At 73.9% G+C, this 24,555-nt stretch carries 18 protein-coding genes and 1 pseudogene; 15 read left to right on the plus strand and 4 right to left on the minus strand.

What is annotated here, in order from left to right:
* Positions 1 to 21: 21 nt before the first annotated feature.
* Positions 22 to 777: an ABC transporter permease gene (locus ABT008_RS13845; protein WP_350696417.1), complete on the minus strand. Its 756-nt coding sequence runs from the start codon at positions 775 to 777 to the stop codon at positions 22 to 24.
* Entirely contained in the window at positions 777 to 1,514 is a 738-nt protein-coding gene (locus tag ABT008_RS13850) for an ABC transporter ATP-binding protein (RefSeq protein ID WP_350696418.1), read from the minus strand. Before ABT008_RS13850 ends, ABT008_RS13845 begins: the two co-directional genes overlap by 1 nt.
* A 528-nt stretch (positions 1,515 to 2,042) precedes the next feature.
* Between ABT008_RS13850 and ABT008_RS13855 the strand changes: the two are divergent.
* From ABT008_RS13855 to ABT008_RS13870, 4 genes and pseudogenes are all read left to right on the plus strand, one after another.
* Positions 2,043 to 2,360 (plus strand): annotated as a pseudogene (locus ABT008_RS13855) (phosphoribosyl-AMP cyclohydrolase); the annotation flags it as partial.
* Between the two features lie 186 nt (positions 2,361 to 2,546).
* Entirely contained in the window at positions 2,547 to 2,978 is a 432-nt protein-coding gene (gene hisI, locus ABT008_RS13860; RefSeq protein WP_350696788.1) for a phosphoribosyl-AMP cyclohydrolase, read from the plus strand.
* Positions 2,979 to 3,021: 43 nt separating this feature from the next.
* Positions 3,022 to 4,575, plus strand: coding sequence for an anthranilate synthase component I (locus tag ABT008_RS13865; RefSeq protein ID WP_350696420.1), 1,554 nt, complete (start codon positions 3,022 to 3,024; stop codon positions 4,573 to 4,575).
* A 5-nt stretch (positions 4,576 to 4,580) separates the two neighbouring features.
* On the plus strand, positions 4,581 to 5,159 hold the full coding sequence (locus ABT008_RS13870; RefSeq protein WP_350696421.1) for a Trp biosynthesis-associated membrane protein: 579 nt from the start codon (positions 4,581 to 4,583) through the stop codon (positions 5,157 to 5,159).
* A 12-nt stretch (positions 5,160 to 5,171) separates the two neighbouring features.
* Here ABT008_RS13870 and ABT008_RS13875 read toward each other — a convergent pair whose 3' ends face one another.
* On the minus strand, positions 5,172 to 5,432 hold the full coding sequence (locus tag ABT008_RS13875) for a hypothetical protein (RefSeq protein WP_350696423.1): 261 nt from the start codon (positions 5,430 to 5,432) through the stop codon (positions 5,172 to 5,174).
* Between the two features lie 442 nt (positions 5,433 to 5,874).
* Here ABT008_RS13875 and trpC point away from each other — a divergent pair, with 442 nt between their 5' ends.
* From trpC to ABT008_RS13900, 5 genes are all read left to right on the plus strand, one after another.
* Positions 5,875 to 6,678: an indole-3-glycerol phosphate synthase TrpC gene (trpC, locus tag ABT008_RS13880; RefSeq protein WP_350696790.1), complete on the plus strand. Its 804-nt coding sequence runs from the start codon at positions 5,875 to 5,877 to the stop codon at positions 6,676 to 6,678.
* Positions 6,679 to 6,777: 99 nt separating this feature from the next.
* Positions 6,778 to 8,013: a tryptophan synthase subunit beta gene (gene trpB, locus ABT008_RS13885; protein ID WP_350696425.1), complete on the plus strand. Its 1,236-nt coding sequence runs from the start codon at positions 6,778 to 6,780 to the stop codon at positions 8,011 to 8,013.
* Entirely contained in the window at positions 8,010 to 8,813 is an 804-nt protein-coding gene (trpA, locus tag ABT008_RS13890; protein ID WP_350696426.1) for a tryptophan synthase subunit alpha, read from the plus strand. Before trpB ends, trpA begins: the two co-directional genes overlap by 4 nt.
* A gap of 141 nt (positions 8,814 to 8,954) precedes the next feature.
* Positions 8,955 to 10,106 carry a prolipoprotein diacylglyceryl transferase gene (gene lgt, locus ABT008_RS13895; protein ID WP_350696428.1) on the plus strand — a complete coding sequence of 384 codons (1,152 nt, stop codon included), beginning with the start codon at positions 8,955 to 8,957 and terminating at the stop codon, positions 10,104 to 10,106.
* Between the two features lie 4 nt (positions 10,107 to 10,110).
* On the plus strand, positions 10,111 to 11,298 hold the full coding sequence (locus tag ABT008_RS13900; protein WP_350696430.1) for an FAD-dependent oxidoreductase: 1,188 nt from the start codon (positions 10,111 to 10,113) through the stop codon (positions 11,296 to 11,298).
* 497 nt (positions 11,299 to 11,795) lie between these two features.
* On the opposite strand, the gene ABT008_RS13905 is transcribed toward ABT008_RS13900, so the two are convergent.
* Positions 11,796 to 12,641, minus strand: coding sequence for a GNAT family N-acetyltransferase (locus ABT008_RS13905; RefSeq protein WP_350696432.1), 846 nt, complete (start codon positions 12,639 to 12,641; stop codon positions 11,796 to 11,798).
* 149 nt (positions 12,642 to 12,790) lie between these two features.
* Between ABT008_RS13905 and gltB the strand changes: the two genes are divergently transcribed.
* The 6 genes from gltB (at position 12,791) to ABT008_RS13935 (ending at position 24,532) form a co-directional block, all read left to right on the plus strand.
* Positions 12,791 to 17,518, plus strand: coding sequence for a glutamate synthase large subunit (gene gltB, locus ABT008_RS13910; protein ID WP_502890424.1), 4,728 nt, complete (start codon positions 12,791 to 12,793; stop codon positions 17,516 to 17,518).
* Complete coding sequence (locus tag ABT008_RS13915; protein WP_350696434.1) at positions 17,511 to 19,019, plus strand: glutamate synthase subunit beta; 1,509 nt, start codon at positions 17,511 to 17,513, stop codon at positions 19,017 to 19,019. The genes gltB and ABT008_RS13915 overlap by 8 nt, the downstream gene beginning before the upstream one ends.
* Before the next feature lie 214 nt (positions 19,020 to 19,233).
* Positions 19,234 to 20,034 (plus strand): SGNH/GDSL hydrolase family protein, encoded by an 801-nt coding sequence (locus tag ABT008_RS13920; RefSeq protein WP_350696436.1) that lies wholly within the window; start codon positions 19,234 to 19,236, stop codon positions 20,032 to 20,034.
* Positions 20,035 to 20,192: 158 nt separating this feature from the next.
* Positions 20,193 to 22,853, plus strand: coding sequence for an FtsK/SpoIIIE domain-containing protein (locus tag ABT008_RS13925; protein ID WP_350696437.1), 2,661 nt, complete (start codon positions 20,193 to 20,195; stop codon positions 22,851 to 22,853).
* Between the two features lie 3 nt (positions 22,854 to 22,856).
* On the plus strand, positions 22,857 to 23,834 hold the full coding sequence (locus tag ABT008_RS13930) for a hypothetical protein (protein ID WP_350696439.1): 978 nt from the start codon (positions 22,857 to 22,859) through the stop codon (positions 23,832 to 23,834).
* A gap of 434 nt (positions 23,835 to 24,268) precedes the next feature.
* Positions 24,269 to 24,532 carry a DUF6244 family protein gene (locus tag ABT008_RS13935; protein ID WP_350696440.1) on the plus strand — a complete coding sequence of 88 codons (264 nt, stop codon included), beginning with the start codon at positions 24,269 to 24,271 and terminating at the stop codon, positions 24,530 to 24,532.
* Positions 24,533 to 24,555 lie beyond the last annotated feature (23 nt).

Consider the following 24,555-nt stretch of genomic DNA (forward strand, 5'->3'; position numbering starts at 1 on the left):
TCTTCCCGCTCGGTGGCCCCGTCAGCCGCTGCGCCGTCGCAGCGTGGCCGAGGCGAGCACCAGCGCCAGCACCGCCGCACCGGCGACCACCGCCACGTCCCGCCACATCGTCGCGGTCGGCTCGGCGTGCGCGCCGACCTCCTGAAGGGCCTCGACGGCGTACGACAGGGGGAGCACGTCGCTGATCGCCTGCAACCAGCCGGCCATCTCGTCGCGCGGCACGAAGAGCCCGCAGAGCAGCAGTTGTGGGGCGACCACGACCGGCATGAACTGTACGGCCTGGAACTCGGTGCGGGCGAAGGCACTGCACAGCAGCCCGAGCGCGACGGCGAGCACGGCGTTCAGCGCCGCGATCAGGATCACCAGCGCGCTGCTGCCGGCGGTCTCAAGACCGAAGACCCGGTACGCCACGGCCGAGGCGATGGTCGCCTGCACCGCGCCGGCCAACCCGAACGCGATGCCGTACCCGAAGAGCAGGTCGGTGCGGGACAGCGGGGTGGTGAGCAGCCGTTCCAGCGTGCCGCTGGTCCGCTCGCGCAGCATGGCGATGCTGGTCACCAGGAACATGATGAGGAACGGGAAGAATCCGAGCATCACCAGCGCGATCCGGTCGAAGGGGGACGGCTGGCCGGGCGGGGTGGGCTGGTCGGCGTACATGTAGTAGACCAGGGTGAGCAGCGCGGTCGGGACGACCACCAGCAGCGCCACCGTACGCCGGTCGTGGCGCAGTTGCCGCAGGATGCGGCCGACGGTGGCGGCGAGGATCCGCAGGTTCATCACGCCTCCCCGCCGCTCGCGTCGCCGGCCTCGCCGGCCCGGATCAGCCGCAGGAACGCCTCGTCGAGGTCGTCGACCCCGGCGGCGGCCCGGATCGCGGCCGGGGTGTCGTCGGCGACCAGTCGCCCCGCGCGGATCAGCAGCAGCCGGTCGCAGCGGGCCGCCTCGTCCATCACGTGACTGGACACCAGCAGAGTCGTCCCGGCCGCGGCGAGTGCGTGGAACCTCGCCCAGAGCTCGGCCCGCAGCACCGGGTCCTGGCCGACGGTGGGTTCGTCGAGCACGATCAGCTCCGGCTCGCCGACCAGCGCGCAGGCCAGTGACGCTCGGCTGCGTTGCCCGCCGGAGAGGGTGCCGACCATCTGTCCCGCCGCCGGTGCCAAGCCGACGTCGGCCACCGCCCGGTCCGCCTCGGCCCGACCCCGGCCGTGCAGGGCGGCGAAGTAGCGGGCGTTCTCCCGCACCGTCAGGTCCGCATAGACGCTCGGTGCCTGGGTGACGTAACCGACCCGGTGGCGCAGTTCCGTCGCGCCCGCCGGGTGGCCGAGCACGGTCACCGTGCCGGCGGTGACCACCTGCACCCCGACGACCGCGCGCATGAGTGTGGTCTTGCCGCTGCCGCTGGGGCCGAGCAGCCCGGTGACCGCGCCGCGCGGCACCCCGGCGTCGATCCCGTGCAGTACCCGCCGTCCGCCCCGGTCCACGACCAGGCCCCGGACGGCGATCGCCTCCGTCATCGCCCACCTCCAAAACTCATCACCTGTTGAAATCAACGGTAGTTGAATTCCGTCGGACGGGCCAGGCCCCCGATTTCCCCCTAGCACGGGCTTTAGACTCCGTATCGGACACCATGTCCGTTGTGGGGCATTGCGCCCGGATCGGACCTGCGGCACGATGACGCAGTGGATCACGCTCCGTCACCGGACAGTGGGTTCTTCGACGACTGGGCCGCGCGGCTGCGGGCGACCGCCGACCGGCCCGTGGTCGGCATCCTGCTGCGCGGAAGCCACGCCCGTCGAGCCGCCACCCCGCACAGCGACGTCGACGTCGACGTGCTGGTCGGCGGAGCCCCGTACGCCGTACGTCGGGCGTACCTCACGGAGCACTCCGGCCGCCTGACCCACGTCTCGGTCGCCGCCCGCGACATCCGGTCCTGGGTGACGCGGCTGGGCGAGCCGGCCGACTGGGCGTTCGGGCTGCCGGTGACGGCTCCCGCGCGGCTGCTCTGGGCCGACCCGCACTGGCGGGACCGGATCGACCTGACCGTGCTCTGCCAGCCGGCCGACGAACCCCGGTTGGAGGAGCTGATCGCCACCCTCGGCAAGGTGGCCGCCGCGCGCGACGCCGACGACCCGCTCGGCGTCCGGCTGGCCGCCGCCGACCTGGCCCGGCTCTGCCCCTCGGTGCTGCGGTTGGCGAACCCCTCGGTCCGGGTGGTGTCCCGCCGCTCGGCCTTCGCCGCCGCGCTCGACCTGCCGGTGGCCCCGCCCGGCTACCGGCAGGACATGCTGCGCTGCCTCGGCCTGCTGCCCGGATCGACCGGGCAACTCTGGGCGGCGGCGGTCCGGCTGGTCGCCGGCACCCTGCCGCTGATCCGCCCGTACGCCGCCGAGGTGGCCGAGGTGGCCGGCACCGACTTCGCCGACGCCCTGCTCGACGGGCGCCTGGACCGGTACGTCACCCAGTTGCGCCAGCCCGTCGGCCCTGCGCCGTCCGCCAGCCGGGAGCCCACTGGGGTGCCGGCGCCGCGTGCGGGACAATGGGTCACTGTGCCCGTACCTGACGCGCCGACGAGCGGCGCCCACCTCTCCCCGCCGGAGCCGCCGGGTGGCCCGGACCGGCCGTCGCGACTCGACCCGGAGATCGCCGCGCGGCTGCGCCGCACCCCCGACGGCCTGGTGGCCGCCGTGGTCCGCCAGCACGACAGCGGTGAGGTGCTGATGGTGGCCTGGATGGACGACGAGGCCCTGCACCGCACCCTGACCACCGGCCGGGCCACCTACTGGTCGCGCAGCCGCCGCGAGTACTGGGTCAAGGGCGCCACCTCCGGCCACCACCAGTACGTGCGGTCCGTGGCGCTGGACTGCGACGGTGACGCGGTGCTGGTCAGCGTCGAGCAGGTCGGGGCGGCCTGCCACACCGGCCAGCGCACCTGCTTCTCCACCGAACTCCCGGTCACCTCCGGTGAGGTGTCCTCGTGAACGAGCGGTACGCGCGACTCCTCGGGCGCCCCGGAGCGTCGGCATGACCGACGGCACGGTCAGCCCGGATCTGGCCACCTTCACCGACCTGGCCGCCCGCTGGCGGGTGGTGCCGGTCACCCGGCGGCTGCTGGCCGACGCGGAGACGCCGGTCGGGGTCTACCGCAAGCTCGCCGGTGGGCCCGGCACGTTCCTGCTGGAGTCCGCCGAGCAGGGCGTCGGCTCGTCGGGGCTGGCCTGGTCCCGGTATTCCTTCGTCGGCGTCCGCAGCAGCGCCACCCTGGTCGAACGGGACGGCTCGGCGGCCTGGCTCGGCGAGCCGCCCGCCGGGCTGCCCACCGCAGGCGACCCGGTCGAGGTGCTGCGGGCCACGGTGGCGGCGCTGGCCGGTCCGCCCGGCGAGCCGGACGGGACCATGCCCCCGCTGACCGGCGGCATGGTCGGCTACCTCGGGTACGACCTGATCCGCCGCTTCGAGCGGCTGCCCTCGCTCACCGAGGACGACCTGCGCGTACCCGAGCTGGGCATGATGCTCGCCACCGACCTGGTGGTGCTGGACCACTTCGACGGCTCGGCCATCCTGGTCGCCAACGCGGTCCTGCCTCCGCTCGACGACCCGGACCGCGAGGCGCAGGTGGCCGCCGCCTACCACCACGCGGTGGGCCGGCTGGACGCGATGACCACCGCGCTGTCCCGGCCGATCCCGCCGATGGTCTCCACGGTCCGCCGCCCCAGTGCCGGCGAGGTACGCAGCCGTACCCCCGAGGGCGGCTACCCCAAGGCGGTCGAGGCGGCCAAGGAGGCGATCCGGGCCGGCGAGTGCTTCCAGATCGTGCTCGCCCAGCGGTTCGAGCGCGACACCGACGCCGACCCGCTGGACGTCTACCGGGTGCTGCGCACCACCAACCCGAGCCCGTACATGTACCTGCTGCGCTTCGACGACTTCGACATCGTCGGTTCCTCCCCGGAGGCGCACCTGAAGGTGACCGGCGAGGTCGACGGCGAACGGCGCGCGCTGCTGCACCCGATCGCGGGCACCCGCCCGCGCGGGGCCACCCCGGAGGCCGACGCGCGGCTCGCCGCCGAACTGCTCGCCGACCCGAAGGAACGCGCCGAGCACGTGATGCTCGTCGACCTGGGCCGCAACGACCTGGGGCGGGTCTGCCGACCGGGCACCGTCGAGGTGCCGGAGTTCGCCACCATCGAGCGGTACAGCCACGTCATGCACATCGTCTCCACCGTGGTCGGGACGCTACGCGCCGACCGCACCGCCTTCGACGCGCTGGCCGCGACCTTTCCGGCGGGCACCCTGTCCGGGGCGCCGAAGGTGCGCGCCATGGAGATCATCGAGGAGCTGGAACCGGTACGCCGGGGCCTGTACGGCGGCACCGTCGGCTACTTCGGCTTCGGTGGCGACCTCGACATGGCCATCGCCATCCGCACCGCGCTGATCCGGGCCGGGCGGGCGTACGTGCAGGCCGGTGCCGGGGTGGTGGCCGACTCCGATCCGGCCGCCGAGGACCAGGAGACCCGCAACAAGGCCGCGGCGGTGCTCGCCGCGATCGCCGCCGCCGAGACACTCCGGCCGGCCCGGTGAGCGCGATGAGTGAGCAGACTCCGTCCGGGGGCGACGCGCCGTCCGCGTCGGGCCGGCGCGAGTTGGCGTACGCCGTGCTGCTCTGCCTGGCCGGTGCGGGGCTGGCGCTCTGGGCGGTGACCCGCACCTGGGCGGTGGACACCGACGTGGTCGGCGTACCGACACCGCTGGTGGACGAGGGGCGGACCGGGACGCAACTGCTGCCCTGGCTGCCGGCGCTCGCCCTGGTCGGGCTGGCCGGTGGCGGCGCGGTGCTGGCCACCCGTGGCCGGCTGCGGCAGGTGCTCGGCGGGTTGCTGGCGCTGCTCGGCCTGATGATCGTCGGCGGCGGCGGATACGGGCTGGTCGCCGAGATCGGCGACGAGGTCGCCCGGCAGTGGCCGGCGCTCACCCTGCTCGGCGGGTTGCTGGCGGCGGCCGGCGGGCTGCTGACGGCGCTGCGCGGGCGGGACTGGCCGGCGATGGGTGCCCGGTACGAGCGCCGGTCCCGGCAGTCGGCACCGGCGGCGGGCCCGATCCGTGGGGCCGGCACCGTCGAGGCGTGGGACGCGCTCGACCGGGGCGAGGACCCGACCGAGCGCTGAGCGGACCGGGGGTCAGCCGACCGGCTGTCGGTCCCGGGTGTCGGCCGACCGGCTGGCGGCGAGTTCGGCGACCAGCCGGTCCAGTGCGGCCCGCTGGTCGGCTCGGGCCCGGTCGGCGCAGATGGCCTCCCAGGCGTTGCCGCGGGCGGTCCGGATCCGGGTCGGGCCGACCACGGCGCGCTCCAGCGTGTGGACGACACCGACGGCGAGCGACGCGACGGTACGCGAGATGGTGGTGAGTCCGATGGTCTGCTGCGGCGCGGAGGAATTCATGATCACCCCGGGGAGAGATCGTCGTGGCGATGGGGTAGACGCGTCATCGAGTGTGCCCGAGTCCGATGCTGCCCGGTTCACGTTTCGTGGTGATGACCACGACATCAACACTGCGGCAGGGGGTCTGAGCAGGCAAAGGGCCGTTCGGCCTTGAGCTTGCTCACAGCATCGACCGACCTCGACGGAAGCTGACCGGTAAGGTCGGGACTGTCGTCGATATGGGTGGGCGTCGATAAGGGGGTGACGCAGCGTCACGCCCTGTTCGCGCAGGTCGGTCATTATGCCGCAGCCCATTTCGTGAGGCGCGCCATACCCCCACCGGTCGGTGCCAGGTGGCGGCACCTAGCATCGGCCCATGACACCCGGAGAGGGGAGTCCGTTGGTGACTGCTGATCATCCGCACGCGGAAGGGAACGAGGCCGGCCCGGCAGCGTCCGTCAGCGTGCTCGACGAGATCCTGGCCGGCGTCCGCGAGGACGTGGACCGGCGGCAGGAGCAGGTCCCGATGGAGCGGATCCGCGAACTCGCCGCCGCCGCCCCGCCGCCGCTGGACGCGTACGCCGCGCTGCGCCGGCCCGGCGTCGCGGTCATCGCCGAGGTGAAGCGTTCCTCGCCGTCCAAGGGCAAGATCGCCGACATCGCCGACCCGGCGGACCTGGCCGGTGACTACGCGGCCGGTGGCGCCCGGGCGATCAGCGTGCTCACCGAGGGGCGCTGGTTCGGCGGTTCGCTGGAGGACCTCGCCGCCGTCCGGGCCGCGGTCAGCGTCCCGGTGCTGCGCAAGGACTTCGTGGTCTCCAGCTATCAGGTGCACGAGGCCCGCGCGCACGGCGCCGACCTGGTGCTGCTGATCGTCGCCGCGCTGGAGCAGAACGTGCTGGTCGGCCTGCTGGAGCGGATCGAGTCGCTGGGCATGACCGCGCTGGTCGAGGTGCACGACGAGGAGGAGGCCGACCGGGCCCTGGAGGCCGGCGCGCAGGTGATCGGGGTCAACGCCCGCGATCTGCGTACGCTGGAGGTCGACCGGTCGGTGTTCGAGCGGATCGCGCCCGGTCTGCCGAGCAACGTTGTCAAGATCGCCGAGTCCGGTGTCCGTGGTCCACACGACCTGATCCGGTACGCCTCGGCCGGGGCGGACGCGGTGCTGGTCGGCGAGGGCCTGGTCACCCAGAAGAGTCCGCGGGAGGCGGTGGCCGAGCTGGTCAACGCCGGCAACCACCCCGCCACGCCCCGCCCGGTGCGCTGACGCCGTCGCGGCGAGAGGATCTGACATGAGCGAGCCCGTCGAGCGAATCATCGGTGCGGTGGTGCCTCACGCGGGCACGCGGCGGAGCGGAGTGTCGGTGTGAGCGAGCAGGCGTCTTTTCCGGACGCGGCCGGGCATTTCGGTCGGTTCGGTGGCCGGTTCGTGCCGGAGGCGCTGGTCGCCGCCCTGGACGAGCTGGACGCGGCGCACCGCGCGGCGATGGCCGACGAGTCGTTCCGGGCGGAGTTCGCCGCCCTGCTGCGCGACTACGCCGGCACCCCGTCGCTGCTCTACGAGGCCCGCCGGTTCTCCGCGCGGGTCGGCGCCCGGGTGCTGCTCAAGCGGGAGGACCTCAACCACACCGGCGCGCACAAGGTGCGCAACGTGCTCGGTCAGGCGCTGCTGACCCGGCGGATGGGCAAGAAGCGGGTGATCGCCGAGACCGGGGCCGGTCAGCACGGTGTCGCCACCGCCACCGCCGCCGCCCTGTTCGACCTGGACTGCGTGGTCTACATGGGTCAGGTCGACACCGAGCGGCAGGCGCTCAACGTGGCCCGGATGCGGATGCTCGGCGCCGAGGTGGTGCCGGTCACGAACGGCTCGCGCACGCTCAAGGACGCGATGAACGAGGCGATGCGGGACTGGGTCGCCAACGTCGACGACACGCACTACCTGATCGGGACCGCGGCCGGCCCGCACCCGTTCCCGGCCCTGGTGCGCGACTTCGTGCGCGGCATCGGCGACGAGGCGCGGGCCCAGTGCCAGGAGCTCACCGGCGGCCTGCCGGACGCCGTCACCGCCTGCGTCGGCGGCGGCTCCAACGCGCTGGGGATCTTCCACGCCTTCGTCGACGACCCACAGGTACACCTCTACGGCTTCGAGGCCGGCGGCGACGGGGTGGCTACCGGACGGCACGCGGCCAGCATCACCGGCGGGTCCACCGGCGTGCTGCACGGCACGCGGACCTTCGTGCTGCAGGACGAGGACGGCCAGACCGTCGAGTCGCACTCGATCTCGGCCGGCCTGGACTACCCGGGCGTCGGCCCGGAGCACGCCTGGCTGCACGACACCGGCCGGGCCCACTACCTGCCGGTCACCGACGACGAGGCGATGGCCGCGTTCGAGCTGCTCTGCCGCACCGAGGGGATCATCCCGGCGATCGAGAGCGCGCACGCGCTCGCCGGCACCCTGGCCGTGGCCCCGAAGCTCGCCGCCGAGCTGGGCCGGGAGCCCACCATCGTGGTCAACCTCTCCGGCCGGGGCGACAAGGACGTGCACACCGCCGGCGAGTACTTCGGCATCCTCGGTTCGGGGCGAAGCGGAGCGGCGGCATGAGCCGGATCGGTGGGGCGTTCGAGAAGGCTCGGGCCGACGGCCGGGCGCTGCTGGTGGGCTGCATGCCGGCCGGCTTTCCGACGGTCGAGGGCAGCATCGCCGCGATGAAGGCGATGGTCTCGGCGGGCGTCGACGTGATCGAGGTGGAGATCCCGTACTCCGATCCGGTGATGGACGGCCCGGTCATCCAGCGGGCCAGCGACATCGCGCTGGCCGGCGGGGTACGCACCCGGGACACGCTGCGCATCGTGGAGGAGGTCGCGGCCACCGGTGCCCCGGTGGTGACGATGACCTACTGGAACCCGATCGAGCGGTACGGCGTGGACGCCTTCGCCCGGGACTACGCGGCGGCCGGCGGCACCGGGCTGGTCACCCCCGACCTGATCCCCGACGAGGCCCAGGAGTGGCTGGCCGCCTCGGACGCGCACGGGCTGGACCGCACGTTCCTGGTCGCCCCCTCGTCCACCGACGCCCGGCTGGCGATGACCGTGGAACACTGCCGTGGCTTCGTCTACGCCACCGCGATCATGGGAGTCACCGGAGCCCGGGCGCAGACCTCGGAGGCGGCGCCGGTGCTGGTGTCGCGGGTCCGAGAGATCAGCGAGATCCCGGTCGGCGTCGGGCTGGGCGTGGGCACCGGGGAGCAGGCCGCCACCGTCGCCGGGTACGCCGACGCGGTGATCGTCGGCAGTGCGCTGATCCGCTGCCTGCTCGATGCCCCCGACCAGGAGGCCGGGCTGACCGCGCTGCGGACGCTGAGCGCGGAGCTGGCCGAGGGCGTACGCAACCCGGCCCGCTGACCCGACCGGTACGCCACCTGCGGGTGGGGCCGACGCGCGCGACGTTCCGGGGGACAAAAGCCCCGACGGGCCACGGAACCCGGGCGGCTGGGGCGGACCGGGGTGACGTTCCGGGGGTCCGCAGCGGTAGCGTGTGCACCCGTGAGTCTCGCCTCGCCGACGTCCCTGGCCGCCCTGCCCAGCCCGAGCACCGCCGTATGGCATCTCGGCCCGATTCCGCTGCGGGCGTACGCGCTGTGCATCATCGCCGGCATCGTGGTGGCCTGCTGGGTCACCGAGCGACGGATGCGCCAGCGCGGCGTCGCCCCCGGCGCGGTGCTCGACATCGCCCTCTGGGCGGTGCCGGCCGGCATCATCGGCGCCCGGATCTACCACGTGATCACCTCACCGGCGGCATACTTCGGCACCGGCGGGGACCCGATCAAGGTCTTCTTCATCCACGAGGGCGGCCTGGGCATCTGGGGTGCGGTCGCCGGTGGCGCGGTCGGCGCCTACATCGCCGCCCGGCAGCTCGGCATCCCGTTCGCGGTGGTCGCCGACGCGCTGGCGCCGGGCCTGCCGCTGGCGCAGGCGATCGGCCGGCTGGGCAACTGGTTCAACAACGAGCTCTACGGCGGCCGGACGGACCTGCCCTGGGGGCTGGAGATCCACCGGATGGACGGCGGTCAGGCGCTGCGCGACGAGGCGGGGCGGCCGATCCTGGAGGAGGGGCTCTACCACCCGACCTTCGCCTACGAGGCGCTCTGGAACGTGGGCGTCGCCGCGTTGGTGTTCTTCCTCGACCGCAAGCTGCGTCTCGGCCGGGGCCGGGCGTTCGCCCTCTACGTGATGGGCTACACCGCCGGCCGGTTCTGGATCGAGATGATGCGGACCGACGACGCCACCAGCATCCTCGGCGTACGCCTCAACGTCTGGACGGCGGCCCTGGTCTTCGTCGGCGCGTTGATCTACTTCCTGCGGGTGCGCGGGCCGCGTGAGTACCTGATCCCGGTCGGACTGCCGGCCGCCACCGCGGCACCGGCCGGCTCCGACGTCTCCCAGGTCGACCTGTCGGCGACGCGCGGCGGCCGGACCGAGCCGGCGGTGCCGGAGGGTTACCGGGTGGTCAGCGAGGAGCAGTTCGCGCACTGGCGGCAGACCGGTGAGGCCCCCGGCGAGGTGACCAACCCCGCCGACCCCGCCCCAGGCACCGACCCCGACCCCGACCCGGGCACCGGCGCCTCGACCGACGACGGGGACACCCCGACCGCCGCCGAGGGCGCGGCGGCACGTCCGGCCGATCGCGACAGCTGAGGCCATGCGCAGCGCGGTCGTGGTCGGCGGCGGGCTGGGCGGCCTGGCGGTCTCCGGTGCGCTCGCCCGCTCGGGGTGGCAGGTCACCCTGCTGGAACGGGCCGACCGGATTCGTCCCGAGCCGACCGCCGTGGTGCTCTGGCCCAACGGCGTCCGCGCGCTGCGTGCCCTCGATCTCGGTGCCGGCCTGGACGCCATCGCCACCCCGCTGCCCGACGGCGGGGTGCGCCGCCCGGACGGGCACTGGCTGGTGCAGCCCCGGCAGACCCCGGCCGAGCGCCTGCCGGTCGTGGTGCACCGGGAGGACCTGCACGACGCACTGATCGCGGGCCTGGGTGAGCGGGTCGAGCTGCGGACCGGCGTGACGGTACGCACCGTACGCGCCGCCCCGGGCGCCCGCCCGGCGGTCGGTGACGGCCGGCAGACGTTCGAGGCCGACCTGGTGGTCGCGGCCGACGGCGCGGACAGCGTGATCCGCCGCCAGCTCGCCCCGGAGGCGAGCGTGGTCAGCTCCGGCTGTGCCGCCTGGCGTGCGGTGGTCCCCTGGTACCGCGCACCGAACCTGGCCGACGGCGGGCCCGTCGGCGGGGAGATCCTCGGCGCCGGATACCGCTTCGCCGCCGCCTCGCTGGGCGAGCGCGGCTCCTCCGGCGCGTCCAGCCGGGGCGGCATCTACTGGATGGCCACCGCCGCCGGGGCGCCCCGCCCGGAGCCGCCGGAGACCCAGTTGGCGCTGCTGCGACGCTGGTACGCGGGCTGGCCCGCACCGGTCGACGAGCTGCTGGCCGCCACCGACCCGGCCGATCTGGTGCAGCAGGAGATCCGCGAGCTGCGTCCGCTGCCCAGGTCGTACGGCTTCCCGGTCGGACCGGGCGGGGTGGTGCTGCTCGGTGACGCCGCTCACGCCATGCCACCGCACCTCGGGCAGGGCGCCTGCCTGGCCTTCGAGGACGCCGTCACACTCGCCGCGCTGCTGCGGGAGTCCACGCTGCCGGACGCGGTGGTGGCGTACGACCGGACGCGCCGCCCCCGCGCGGCGACTGTGGTCCGGCAGACCCGCCGCATGTCGGCGGTGCTGCAGACCCGTGGCCGGCTGGCGTTGCGCGCCCGCGACGCCGCCCTCGGCACCATCACCCCCCGCCTCCTGGGCAGCGCCGCCTCCGTGGCCGCCCAGTGGCGCCCCCCAACCTGACCCGAACCCCATCCCGCCCGGGCCTCCTGCCCGCGCCGCCGAGCCCGCCCGCCCGCGCCGCCACACGCCCGCCCGCGCCGCCGCGCCCGCCTCCCGTGCCTTGCCGCGCTCGCCTCTCGCGTTGATCATGGAGTTGTGGCGGCGGCAAAGTTCGCAAAACACGCCAAAATATCGACCACAACTCCATGATCGACGGAGATGCCTCAGGGGGCGGCACGGCGAGACGCCCCCGCTCCGCCGTGGGCCCCGCCGGCCAGGGGCCGCCGCCTGCCGTCCGCCGCCAACCCTGTTGATCAAGAAGTTTTGGTGCTAGTTGATCGCCACGGACGCCCAAACTTCTTGATCACCGCGGCGGGTCACCGCGGCGGGTCACCTGCGGCGGGTCACCTGCGGCGGGTCACCTGCGGCGGGTCACCTGCGGCGGGCACCGCGGCGGGTAGCCGCGGTGGGCGGGCGCGGCGGCCAGATTGGGCGGGGTGGGGGAGGGCGGTGGGGTGTCAGGGGGTGACTGTGGCGGGTTCGGCTATGCAGGCGGTGCCGATGCGGCGGAAGCCGACGCGCAGGTAGACCCGGGCGATCTCTTCGCTGCCGGCGGAGAGGAAGACCAGGTCGGTGCCGTCGGCGCGCAGGGCGCGGGCCAGGGTGGCGGTGATCGCGGCGGCCAGGCCCCGGCGGCGCGCGCTGGGCAGGGTGGCCACTCCGGCGATCTCGGCCACGTCGCCGACCCGCATGGCCATCCCGCTGGCCAGGGCGCCCTCGGTGGGGGTCTCGGCCAGGGCGGAGAGTCGGCTGCCGTCGGCGATCCGGGCCCGTTCCTCGTCCAGAGCGGCGACGTCGAGGCCGATCATGGCCGCGTCGCGTTCGGCCGGGCCGCCGATGCCTCGGCTGGTGCCGGGCGCGGCGAAGCCGACGGCCGCGACGGCCCGGCGGGCGGCCACGTCGGCGGCGAGGTCCGGCGCGGCGGCGGCCAGCATCCGCACCGGTACGTCGGTGTACGTCGCGGGGTCGCCGACGGCCTCCGGGTCGAGCACCATCAGCGGGGCTTCCAGTACGCTGAGTCCGGCCGAGCGGGCGACCGCGAGCAGGTCCGGGTTGATCTCGTGAATCCATTCCAGGGCCTCGGGCAGGCCGAGTTCCCGCTGCCGGTTGCGAACCGTCGTCAGGTCGGCCAGCGAGGGCGGTCGGTCGGCACCGAGGCGTGGACGGGCATAGAACGGCCATCCGGGGCCTTCGCGGACGAACAGCACACACCCGCCGTGTTCCTCCGCGCGGGCCACGTCGCGGGGCACCGCGTCGTAGAAGCGCTCCAGCCGATCCAGCAGGTCGGCGTACGGTCTATCCACCGCGCGAGACTACACGTCCCAGAGTCTGGACGGTGTGATCAATCTGCACTGGCCTTGCGTACCGCGCCCTAACGTAGACTCAATAGTCCGATACAGGGCCGACGTCGTCCCGACCATGATCCACGCCTGAGTGACGACAGGAGGCCCGGGTGGCCTTTGCGTACCCACACCACCCCCAGCCGGCACCGCGCGGCGGCCAGGTAGCGTCCCCTGCCGGCCTGTACGACGCCGCCCACGAGCACGACGCGTGCGGTGTGGCCTTCGTGGCGGACCTGCACGGCCGGCGCTCGCACACGGTGGTCGCCAGCGGTCTCGGCGCCCTGTGTCGGCTGGACCACCGAGGTGCCCGGGGCGCCGAACCGAACACCGGTGACGGCGCGGGCATCATGATCCAGGTGCCGGACGCCTTCCTGCGCGCGGTGGTCGACTTCCCCCTGCCTCCGGCCGGCGAGTACGCCACCGGCCTGGTCTTCTTCCCGGACGACGACGCCGCCGAGGCCCGCGCCCGCCAGGTGATCGAGAAGTACGCCCTGGTGGAGGGTGCCGAGCTGCTCGGCTGGCGGGACGTCCCGGTGGACGCCTCCGACCTCGGCGAGACGGCCCTGGCGGCGATGCCCCGGGTGCGGCAGCTCTTCCTCGCCGCGGACCGGCTGACCGACACCCCCGCCGGTCCGGCCGGCTCCCCGCTGCGCGGCATCGAGCTGGAGCGGGTCGCGTTCTGCGTCCGCAAGCAGGCCGAGCGGGAGTCGGCCGAGCGCGGCGTGCCGGCGTACTTCCCGTCGCTGTCGGGGCGGACCATGGTCTACAAGGGGATGCTCACCCCGGACCAGTTGCCCGCGTTCTATCCGGACCTGACCGACGAGCGGGTGGACAGCGCCATCGCGCTGGTGCACTCGCGCTTCTCCACGAACACGTTCCCGTCCTGGCCGCTGGCGCACCCGTACCGGTTCATCGCGCACAACGGTGAGATCAACACGATCCGTGGCAACCGGAACTGGATGCAGGCCCGCGAGGCGCTGCTGCGGACCCCGGAGCTGTCCGGCAACATCCGCCGGGTCTTCCCGATCTGCACCCCGGCCGCCTCGGACTCGGCCAACTTCGACGAGGTCCTGGAACTGCTGCACCTGGCCGGGCGCAGCCTGCCGCACGCGGTGCTGATGATGATCCCGGAGGCGTGGGAGAACGACCCGGACATGGCCGCCGACAAGCGCGCCTTCTACCGGTTCCACGCCAGCCTGATGGAGCCGTGGGACGGCCCGGCCTCGGTCGCCTTCACCGACGGCGAGATCGTCGGCGCGGTGCTCGACCGCAACGGGCTGCGTCCGGGCCGCTGGTGGCAGACCGCCGACGGACTCGTGGTGCTGGGCAGCGAGGCGGGCGTGCTCGACCTCGACCCGGCCACCGTGGTCGCCAAGGGGCGGCTCCAGCCCGGCAAGATGTTCCTGGTCGACACCACCGCCGGTCGGATCGTGCACGACGACGAGATCAAGACCGAGCTGGCCGCCGCCCAGCCGTACGCGGACTGGCTGCACGCCGGGCTGATCGAGATGGACGACCTGCCGCACCGCGAGCACGAGGTCTACACCCACGACTCGGTACGCCGTCGCCAGCAGACCTTCGGCTACACCGAGGAGGAGCTGAAGATCCTGCTCGCCCCGATGGCCCGCACCGGTGCGGAGCCGATCGGCTCGATGGGCACGGACACTCCGATCTCCCCGCTGTCCACCCGGCCACGGCTGCTCTACGACTACTTCCACCAGCTCTTCGCCCAGGTCACCAACCCGCCGCTGGACGCCATCCGCGAGGAGCTGGTGACCAGCCTGGCGACGACCATCGGGCCGGAGGGCAACCTGCTCGACCCGGGCCCGGCGAGCTGCCGGCAGATCGTGCTGCCCTACCCGGTGATCGACAACGACGAGCTGGCCAAGATCCTCTCCGTCGACGAGGACGGCGACCTGCCCGGCTTCAAGGCGGTCCGGGTCTCGGGGCTCTACCGGATCCGGGACGGCGGGGCCGGCATCAAGGCCCGGCTGACCGAGATCTGCCGGCACGTCTCCGAGGCGATCGAGGACGGGGTCCGCATCCTGGTGCTCTCCGACCGGGACTCCAACGCCGACCTCGCGCCGATCCCGTCGCTGCTGCTCACCGCCGCGGTGCACCAGCACCTGGTGCGGGAGCAGACGCGGACCCAGGTGGCGCTGATCGTGGAGTCCGGGGACTGCCGCGAGGTGCACCACGCGGCGGTGCTGATCGGCTACGGTGCGGCGGCGGTCAACCCGTACCTCGCCTTCGAGTCGGTGGAGGACATGATCTCCACGGGCGTGCTGGCCGGGGTCGAGCCGCGTACCGCGACCCGCAACTACGTCAAGGCGCTCGGCAAGGGCGTCCTGAAGATCATGTCCAAGATGGGCATCTCCACCGTGTCGTCCTACTGCGGGGCGCAGGTCTTCGAGGCCGTCGGCCTGGAGACCCGGCTGGTGCAGCGGTACTTCCGGGGCACACCGAGCACGATCAGCGGCGTCGGGCTGGACGGCATCCATACCGAGGTGGCCGCCCGGCACGCGCTGGCCTGGCCGCCGCCGGGGGCCGAGGCCGCCGCCGGGCTGCCGGTCGGCGGCGAGTACCAGTGGCGTCGCGAGGGCGAGCTGCACCTGTTCAACCCGGAGACGGTCTTCCTGCTCCAGCACGCCACCCGCACCCGGCAGTACGACGTGTTCCGCGCGTACACCTCCAAGGTCGACGAGCTGGCCGCGAAGGCCGGGTCGCTGCGCGGGCTGTTCCGGCTGCGGACCGGCGACCGGACGCCGGTGCCGATCGAGGAGGTCGAGCCGGTCAGCGAGATCGTCAAGCGGTTCGCCACCGGCGCCATGTCGTACGGGTCGATCTCGGCGGAATCGCACGAGACCCTGGCGATCGCGATGAACCGGCTCGGCGGCAAGTCCAACACCGGCGAGGGTGGCGAGGACGTCGAGCGCCTCTACGACCCGGCCCGCCGCTCGTCGGTCAAGCAGATCGCCAGTGGCCGCTTCGGCGTCACCAGCGAATACCTGGTCAACGCCGACGACCTCCAGATCAAGATGGCCCAGGGCGCCAAGCCCGGCGAGGGCGGTCAGCTCCCCGGCAACAAGGTGTGGCCGTGGATCGCCCGGACCCGGCACGCCACCCCCGGTGTCGGGTTGATCTCGCCGCCGCCGCACCACGACATCTACTCGATCGAGGACCTCGCCCAGCTCGTACACGACCTCAAGTGCGTCAACCCGGCCGCCCGGGTGCACGTCAAGCTGGTCAGCGAGGTGGGTGTCGGCACGGTGGCCGCCGGGGTGGCCAAGCTCAAGGCCGACGTCATCCTGATCTCCGGTCACGACGGCGGCACCGGCGCCTCCCCGCTGAACTCGCTCAAGCACGCCGGCACCCCCTGGGAGCTGGGCCTGGCCGAGGCGCAGCAGACGCTGCTGCTCAACAAGCTGCGTGACCGGGTCACCGTGCAGGTCGACGGCCAGCTCAAGACCGGCCGGGACGTGGTGGTGGCGGCACTGCTCGGTGCCGAGGAGTTCGGCTTCGCCACCGCCCCGCTGATCGTCTCCGGCTGCGTGATGATGCGCGTGTGTCACCTGGACACCTGCCCGGTCGGCATCGCCACCCAGAACCCGGTGCTGCGCGAGCGCTTCAACGGCAAGCCGGAGTTCGTGGAGAACTTCTTCCTCTTCCTCGCCGAGGAGATCCGCGGCTACCTGGCCGAGCTGGGCCTGCGCAGCATCGACGAGGCGATCGGCCGGACCGAGCTGCTCGACGTCGCGCCCGCCGTCGCGCACTGGAAGGCCGGCGGGATCGACCTCGGACGCGTACTGCACCTGCCGGAGCTGCCGGAGGGCGCCGCGCGCCGGGGCGTCCGGGCCCAGGACCACGGCCTGGAGCTGGCGCTGGACAACGAGCTGATCGCGCTGGCCGCCCCGGTGCTGGACGCGCCGGCCGACGGGACGCCGGTCGGCCCGGTCCGGGCCGAGGTGGCGATCCGCAACGAGCACCGCAGCGTCGGCGCCATGCTGGGCGGCGAGGTGACCCGCCGGTACGGCGGTGCCGGGCTGCCCGCCGACACCGTCGAGTTCACCCTGCGCGGCACGGCGGGGCAGTCGTTCGGCGCGTTCCTGCCGCGCGGGGTCACCATGCGGCTGCACGGCGACGCCAACGACTACGTCGGCAAGGGCCTCTCCGGCGGGCGGCTGGTCGTCCGGCCGGACGCGTCGGCGCCGTTCGTCGGCACCGGTGCCGAGGCCGGCCGGCGCGCCGAGGACCAGATCATCGCCGGCAACACCATCCTGTACGGCGCCACCGAGGGCGAGGTGTTCCTGCGTGGCCGGGTGGGGGAGCGGTTCGCGGTGCGCAACTCCGGCGCGGTGGCCGTCGTCGAGGGCGTCGGCGACCACGGCTGCGAGTACATGACCGGCGGCACGGTGGTGGTGCTCGGCCCGACCGGGCGCAACTTCGCGGCCGGCATGTCCGGCGGCACCGCGTTCGTCTGGAACCTCGACCGGCGGCGGGTCAACACCGAGCTGGTCGACCTCGCCGCCCCCGGCGAGCAGGAGCGGGTCCGGCTGCACGAACTGGTGCAGCGGCACTTCGCGGAGACCGACTCGGCGGTCGCCGAGGCGCTGCTCAAGCGTTGGCCGGAGGCGGTGGAGGAGTTCACCGCCGTGGTACCCCGGGACTACCGCCGGGTGATGGAGATCATGCGGGCCGCCGAAGCCGCCGGCCAGAACGTCGACGACGCGGTGATGAGTGCGCTCGCACCTACCGCGCAGCCGCCGCAGGCGGCACCCGCGTCGATGCCGGTTCCGTCCGCGTCGCGGGCGGTCGCCCAGGAGGTGGCTCGTGCCTGACCCGAACGGTTTCCTGCGCTACCCCCGGCGGATGCCGGCGCGTCGGCCGGTACCGGTGCGGATCAGCGACTGGCGCGAGGTCTACCCGCCCGCCGGTGAGGAGCTGATCCGCGAGCAGGCCACCCGGTGCATGGACTGCGGCATCCCGTTCTGCCACAGCGACACCGCCGGCTGTCCGCTGGGCAACCGCATCCCGGACTGGAACGACCTGGTCCGCACCGGCAACTGGGACGCGGCGGTGGAGTCGCTGCACGCCACCAACAACTTCCCCGAGTTCACCGGCCGGCTCTGCCCGGCACCCTGCGAGTCGGCCTGCGTGCTCGGCATCGGCGGCGGTGCCCCGGTGACCATCAAGCAGGTCGAGGTGGAGATCGCCGACGCCGCGACGGCCCGGGGGCTGACGCCGCAGCCGAGTCCGACCCCGTCTGGGCGGTCGGTGGCGGTGGTCGGCTCCGGCCCGGCCGGGCTGGCCGCCGCACAGCAACTCGCCCGTGCCGGGCACGCCGTCACCGTGTACGAGCGCGACGACACCCCGGGCGGCCTGTTGCGGTACGGCATCCCCGACTTCAAGCTGGAGAAGCGGCACATCGATGCCCGGCTGGCGCAGTTGGCCGCCGAGGGCGTGGTGTTCCGGACCGGCGTGAACGTCGGCGTCGACGTCACCGCCGCGCAGCTCCGGGCCCAGCACGACGCGGTGCTGCTGGCCTGCGGGGCGTTGCAGGGCCGGGACACCGACACCGTGGGCCGGCAGCTGCGCGGGGTGCACCAGGCGATGGCGCACCTGGTCGCCGCCAACCGGGTGGTCGCCGCCGCCGGCGCGGGCCGTCCCGCGCTGGCCACCCTGCCGGACGGTACGCCGATCGACGCGGCCGGCAAGCACGTGGTCATCATCGGTGGTGGCGACACCGCGGCCGACTGCCTTGGGGTGGCGCACCGGCAGGGCGCGGCCGGCGTACACCAGCTCGACCTGTACCCGCGACCGCCGCAGGCCCGCGACGAGGAGCGTGACCCGTGGCCGACCTGGCCGTGGGTGCTGCGCGAGTACGCGGCGCACGAGGAGGGCGGCGAGCGCGTCTTCGCGGTCGCGGTGCAGGAGTTCGTCGACGACGGCACCGGTGCGGTCCGTGCGGTGCGGATCGCCGAGGTGACCGTCGAGAAGCGGGACGGCCGGCGCATCGTCACCACTGTCCCGGGGACCGAACGGGAGTTGCCCGCCGCCCTGGTGCTATTGGCCATCGGCTTCGAGGGCACCGAGGAGCAGCCGCTGTTGACCCAGTTCGGGGTGACCCGCAACGCCCGGGGCGCGATCGAATCCCGGGGCGACTGGCAGACCGAGGCCGACGGGGTCTTCGTCGCCGGTGACATGCACCGGGGCGCGTCGCTGATCGTCTGGGCCATCGCCGAGGGCCGGGCCGCCGCCGCCGCGATCCACGAGTATCTCGGTGGCGTCGGCAGCCTCCCGGCACCCGTGCACGCCGCGTCCCAACCCCTCGCTGTGTAAGGAGGGGTCCTCTACTAACGCCTCGTGCATAGCAGGGGACCCCTCCTAACAACCGCACACACACGCCCGGCCGCGATCGGCCGGGCGTGTCGCGTCTGCGGAGCGCCGGCTATTCACTTCATCTGCATGTTTCGATAGCATTACCGGCTAGTAACAACCCCTGGCCACGCGCGCGGTCCACGGGCTCCACCACCACCCTCTGTGGAGGTCCGTCATGTCCCACCGTCCGCTGGCCCGTGCCCTCGCCACGCTGGTCGCCCTCGCCACCGCCACCCTCGGCGCGCTGGCCGTCCCCACCGCCGCCCAGGCCGCCGCACCCGTGCACTACGTCGCGCTCGGCGACTCGTACTCCTCCGGGGTCGGCGCCGGCCCGTACGACCTGTCCACCTGCCTACGCAGCCAGAAGTCGTACGCGCCACTGTGGGCCGCCGCCAACGCGGTGGCCAGCTTCCGCTTCCCGGCCTGCGGCGGCGCGGTCACCGCCGACGTGCTCGCCAACCAACTCGGCGCGCTCAGCGCCACCACCACGATGGTCACCATCACCGTCGGCGGCAACGACGCCGGATTCGCCGACGTGATGACCAGTTGCCGCTTCGGCAGCACCTCCACCTGCACCAGCGCGGTCAACGAGGCCAAGGCGTTCGCCACCAGTACCCTGCCGGCCCGGCTGGACCGCACGTACGCGGCCATCCGCGAGCGCGCTCCGAACGCACGGCTGATCGTGCTCGGCTACCCGCGTCTGTTCGAGACCCGGTCCTGCGGGCTGCTGGCGATGAGCACCTACAAGCGCACCATCCTCAACGAGGCGGCCGACGTCCTCGCCGAGGTGACCGCCGACCGGGCCGCCGCAGCCGGCGCCACCTTCGCCGACACCCGGCCCACCTTCGCCGGCCACGGCGTCTGCGGCGCCCAGCCGTGGATCCGCGACGTCACCGGCGTCATCGAGGCGTACCACCCCAACGCCGACGGCTACCGGTACGGCTACCTGCCCGCGCTCAACGCGGTCACCGGCTGACCGCTCGCGATGTTAGGAAGGGTCCCCTGCTATACACGAGGCGTTAGCAGGGGACCCTTCCTTTCATCACACGCCCGGGCGCGACGGGACCGTGCCCGGATCGCCGCTGTCCGTTAGGGTTTCAGCGGACCAGGCGGCCGTCGGCGGAGGGGCACACGTTGGGCAGGCTCGCGTCGGCGTACGGGCAGGCGATGGCCGCCCACCGGGCCGCCCGGGCCCACCTCGACTCCGCCCGTGACGCGCTGCGCGGCGCGGTGCCGGTCACCCCGGCGGCCGACACCGACCTGGTGGCCCGGCTGGCCCGGGTGGGCACCGCGTTGGCCACCCCGACCCCGGGTACGCCCCTGGTGCACCAGCCCGTGCCGGTACGCGTCGGCGAAGCGGTCGTCGCCGGTGGCGGATTCCCGGTGCTGCTGCCGCTCGGTGCCGGGCACCATCTGGCGGTCGACACCGACGCCCGTGACCCGGCCGTGGCCGCCCTGCTGCGGGCACTCGTGCTGCGGCTGCTGGCCACCGCCGCGCCCGGCGGCGTCCGGGTCGCCGGACTGGACACGGCCGCTCTCGGTGCCACCTTCGGTCCACTGCGGCCCCTGGCCGACGCCGGGGTGATCGACCCACCGGCCACCACCGACGCCGACGTCACCGCCCTGCTCGACGCCGCCGAACAGCACGCCCGGGACGCGCGTCGCGTCGACCGGCCCGACCAGGAACTCCTGCTGGTGGTCGCCGCGTCCGTCCCGTCGCCCCGCGAGGCGGCCCGGCTCGCCGCGCTCACCCACGCCGGCCCCGCCGCAGCGGTCTGTGTCCTGCTGGCCGGCTGGCCGGCGACCGGCCCGGGGGAGTCCGCGCCACCTCTGGGCCACACCACCATGGTGCGGCTGGGCGGCGACCAGGCCCACGTCGGTGGCGGGCAGGGCGGGCCGTCATCCGGGGACGTCGGCGGGCTGGCCCGGGTCGGTGACCCGCCCGGAACGCCGTTCAGCGCCGACGGCAGCGGGCTGAGCGTCCCGGTGCGTCTGGACGGCGACGCGCCGCCGGCCTCGGTCGCCGCCCTCGCCACCCACCTGGGCGACGCCGCCCGGCGCGGTGCGGCGGTCAGCTTCGCCGACCTGCTGCCCGGGCAGCGCTGGACCGCCTCCGCCCGCGCCGGCCTGCGTACCGTGGGGGGCCGCGCCGGACGCGACCCGTTCAGCATGGCTTTCGACGACGCCACCCCGCACTGGCTGGTCGGCGGACGCACCGGCGCCGGCAAGACGGTCTTCCTGCTCGACGTGCTCTACGGCCTGGCCGCCCGCTACTCCCCGGCCGAGTTGCAGCTCTACCTCCTCGACTTCAAGGAGGGGGTGAGCTTCACCGAGTTCGTCCCCACCGGACACGACCCGTCGTGGTTGCCGCACGCCCGTGCCGTCGGCATCGAGAGCGACCGCGAGTACGGCGTGGCCGTGCTCCGCGAGCTGCGCCGCGAACTGCACCGGCGGGCCACCGCACTCAAACGCCACGGCGTCACCAAGCTCGCCGACCTGCCCGCCGACACGCCGGTGCCCCGGATCGTCGCCGTGATCGACGAGTTCCAGGTGCTGCTGGCCGCCAACGACCCGCTCGCCCGCGAATCGGTGGACCTGCTGGAGGAATTGGCCCGCAAGGGCCGTTCGTACGGCGTACACCTGGTGCTCGCCAGCCAGAGCACGACGGGGATCGAGGCCCTCTACGGCCGGGCCGAGGCGGTCTTCGGTCAGTTCGCGCTGCGGGTGGCGCTGGCCGGCGGCGGGGGAGTGCTCGACCAGCTCAACGACGCGGCGGCGACCCTGCCGGTCGGCTCGGCCGTGGTCAACACCGCCGCCGGCGCGCCCGGCGCGAACACCGTGATCCGGTTCCCCGACGCGCACGCCGCCGGTGGCGAGCTGACCCGGCTGCGGCACGACCTGTGGCAGGCCCGTCCGCCGGGTTCGCGTCCGCCGTCGGTGTTCCGGGGGTACGACACCGCCCACGTCGAGGCCGACGCCACCTTCACCGGTCTACGCCCCGGCGGGCGGCGTCCCCTGGCGCTGGTCGGCCGGACGGTCGACGTGGACGGCACCACCGCCATGTTCATCATGGACACCGCCCCCGGCCGGCATCTGGCCGTGGTGGGCACCTCGCCCACCGGTGCCGAGGTGCTGCGCGCCGCGACCCTGAGCCTCGCCCGGCAGCACACCCCCGGCGAGGCGACCTTCCTGCTCGCCCCGCTGGTCGCCGCCGCCGACTCGGCCGCCGACGACACCGCCGCCGAACTCACCGCCGCCGGGCACCCGGTGCAGCGGCTGGACACCGCCGCCCTGCGCGCCAGGATCGGCGCCCTCGGGGCCGCCACTCCCGACGCCGGTCCGTCCGATCCCGGCGTGCCCGGGGCCGGCGCGCCTGACCCGTCTGCGCCGTCCGCCGGACCGGTCGCTGCGGCGCGTACCTATCTGGTGGTGTTCGGGGTGGACGCCGCCGCCGGGCGGCTCGCCGAGACCGATCCGGCGACCTTCCGCTCCGGCCACGACGACCTGCGGACCCTGCTGCGCCAGGGCCCCGGCCACGGGGTACACCTGCTCGGCTGGTGGCGTGGCCTGCGTCGACTCGCCGACGACCTCGGCGGCACCCAGAACCGCGACGACGTGGCCTGCCTGGTCGCGTTGAACGTGCCCGGCGCCGACCTCGGTCTGCACCTCGGCGTGCACGACCTCGCGTACACGCCCCGGGCCGACCGGGCGCTGCTGGTGGACCGGCACGACCAGCGGGTCCGGTTGATCGTGCCGTTCGCCCGGGACGGGCACACCCCCGACGGGCAGGAGTGAGGCGTGTCCAGCTTCGACGAGTACGCCGCGCTGCTGCGGCACCTCTCCGCACAGCAGCGCGCCGGTGAACAGGACACCGCCGCCAAGACCGAACGGCACCGTCACCTCGGTGCCACCGTGGACTACCTGCACCGACGCCTGCTCGCCCAGGGCCAGCGCCTCGACCACCTCGGCCGCACCATCGGCGTGGACCCGGGCACCGCGGTCCCGCCGCCGGGCTTCCCGCCCGGGTCCGGCCCGCCGATGCCACCGGGTGCCGCGCCGGTGTCGGGTGTGCCGGTCTCCGGTTCGCCCGATTCCGGGCCGTCGGGCGGCACGTCGGCCTTCGGCACGCCGGGTGCCGGGTCGGTCTCGGGGATGCCCGAGCCGCCGGCTGCCGCCGGTCACCAGCCGGTGTCCGGGGGACCGTCGGGGTCGCCGGGGACGGTGGGGGTCGGCGGCGCAGCCGCCGCGCCGGGGCGGTCGGGTGTCGGGGCGTACCCGCAACCGGGGCAGACGGACCGGGCGTTGCCGGTGGCGGTGAGCGCGACGGAGGCGGGGGTGCCGGCCCAGCGGGCCGGAACGGTCGACCCGGCGACGGAGCTGGAGTTGGCGCGGCGCTGGGCGGACGAGGCGGACAGGTACGCACAGCAGGCCGAGATGCTGGCCCAGCGGCCGGCGCTGCTGCCGGGCTGGTCGCCGATGGCTCGGGCGGTCGCCGTGTACCTCGGCTTCTCCGGTGTCGCCGTGGTGCTGATGCTGGTGATGGTGCTCGCCTCCGGCGTCGGTGCGGTCGGCTTCGGCACCCTGATCGCCTGGATGTGCGCCGGTCTGCCCGCAGCGGCCCTGATCGGCGCCTGGCTGGTGCTCGGCAAGTGGGGGCGGCCCGCCAGTGGTGCCGCCACGCCGCCCCGGTACCCGCTGCTGGGCTTCCTGCTCTGCTTCCTCGCCGTGCCGCTCGCCTACTGCGGTTACCTGCTGCTGTTCCGCGCGCTGCGCTGACCCGGCCCCTGCGCTGACGTGGCCCCTGCGCTGGCATGGGCCCGGCGCTGACGTGGCCCGGCTGCGCTGCCTGGCCCGGGCTGGACTGTTTGCTCGGCGGCATCGCCTGGTCCGGCATCGGCGTGGTCCGGCGTTGGCGAGGCCCGCTGGGCGGGGTACGGGCGGCGCGCTCGGGAACTGTGCTGTGGGCGCTATCGAGCTGAGCGCAGCGACGGATCGCTAGCGGGGCGAGTCGGCGTCGCAGGCCCGACGGACATGACGGGGCGCCTCGGGACTCGGTTTCGTTCGAGGTGGGTAGATCTGTTGTCGCTGGGACGACAACAGATCTACCCACCTCTCAGTGAACCGGGTGCGCGGTGCGGGTGGTCGCGGTGTGGGGACGTATCTCGTACGCTCCTGTGTGGTCGCGAGGGCGGTCGAGCCGGGGAGGGCATGTGAGCGCAGCGGAGATGATCGCCCGGTTGGCGGCAGCCGCGCAGAAGCTGGACGAGGCGAAGGCGAAGACGGCCGCCGCCGCCCAGGATGCGGCCGAGGCGCGGCAACTCGTCGCGGGCGCGTTGCAGGGCGTGGCTGCCGGTCCGCTGATCGGGATGATCGACTCGTACCGGCAGGCGCTCGCGCAGGCCGCCGAGGGCGGTGGCCCGGCCCGGCAGCACGTCCAGGAGACGATCACCAAGGTACGCGCGCTGGGCAACTGACCAGGGCGATCAAGGGGGTGGCG

The sequence above is a fragment of the Micromonospora sp. NPDC002389 genome (genome assembly GCF_040296095.1).
In the GTDB taxonomy this organism is placed as follows: domain Bacteria; phylum Actinomycetota; class Actinomycetes; order Mycobacteriales; family Micromonosporaceae; genus Micromonospora.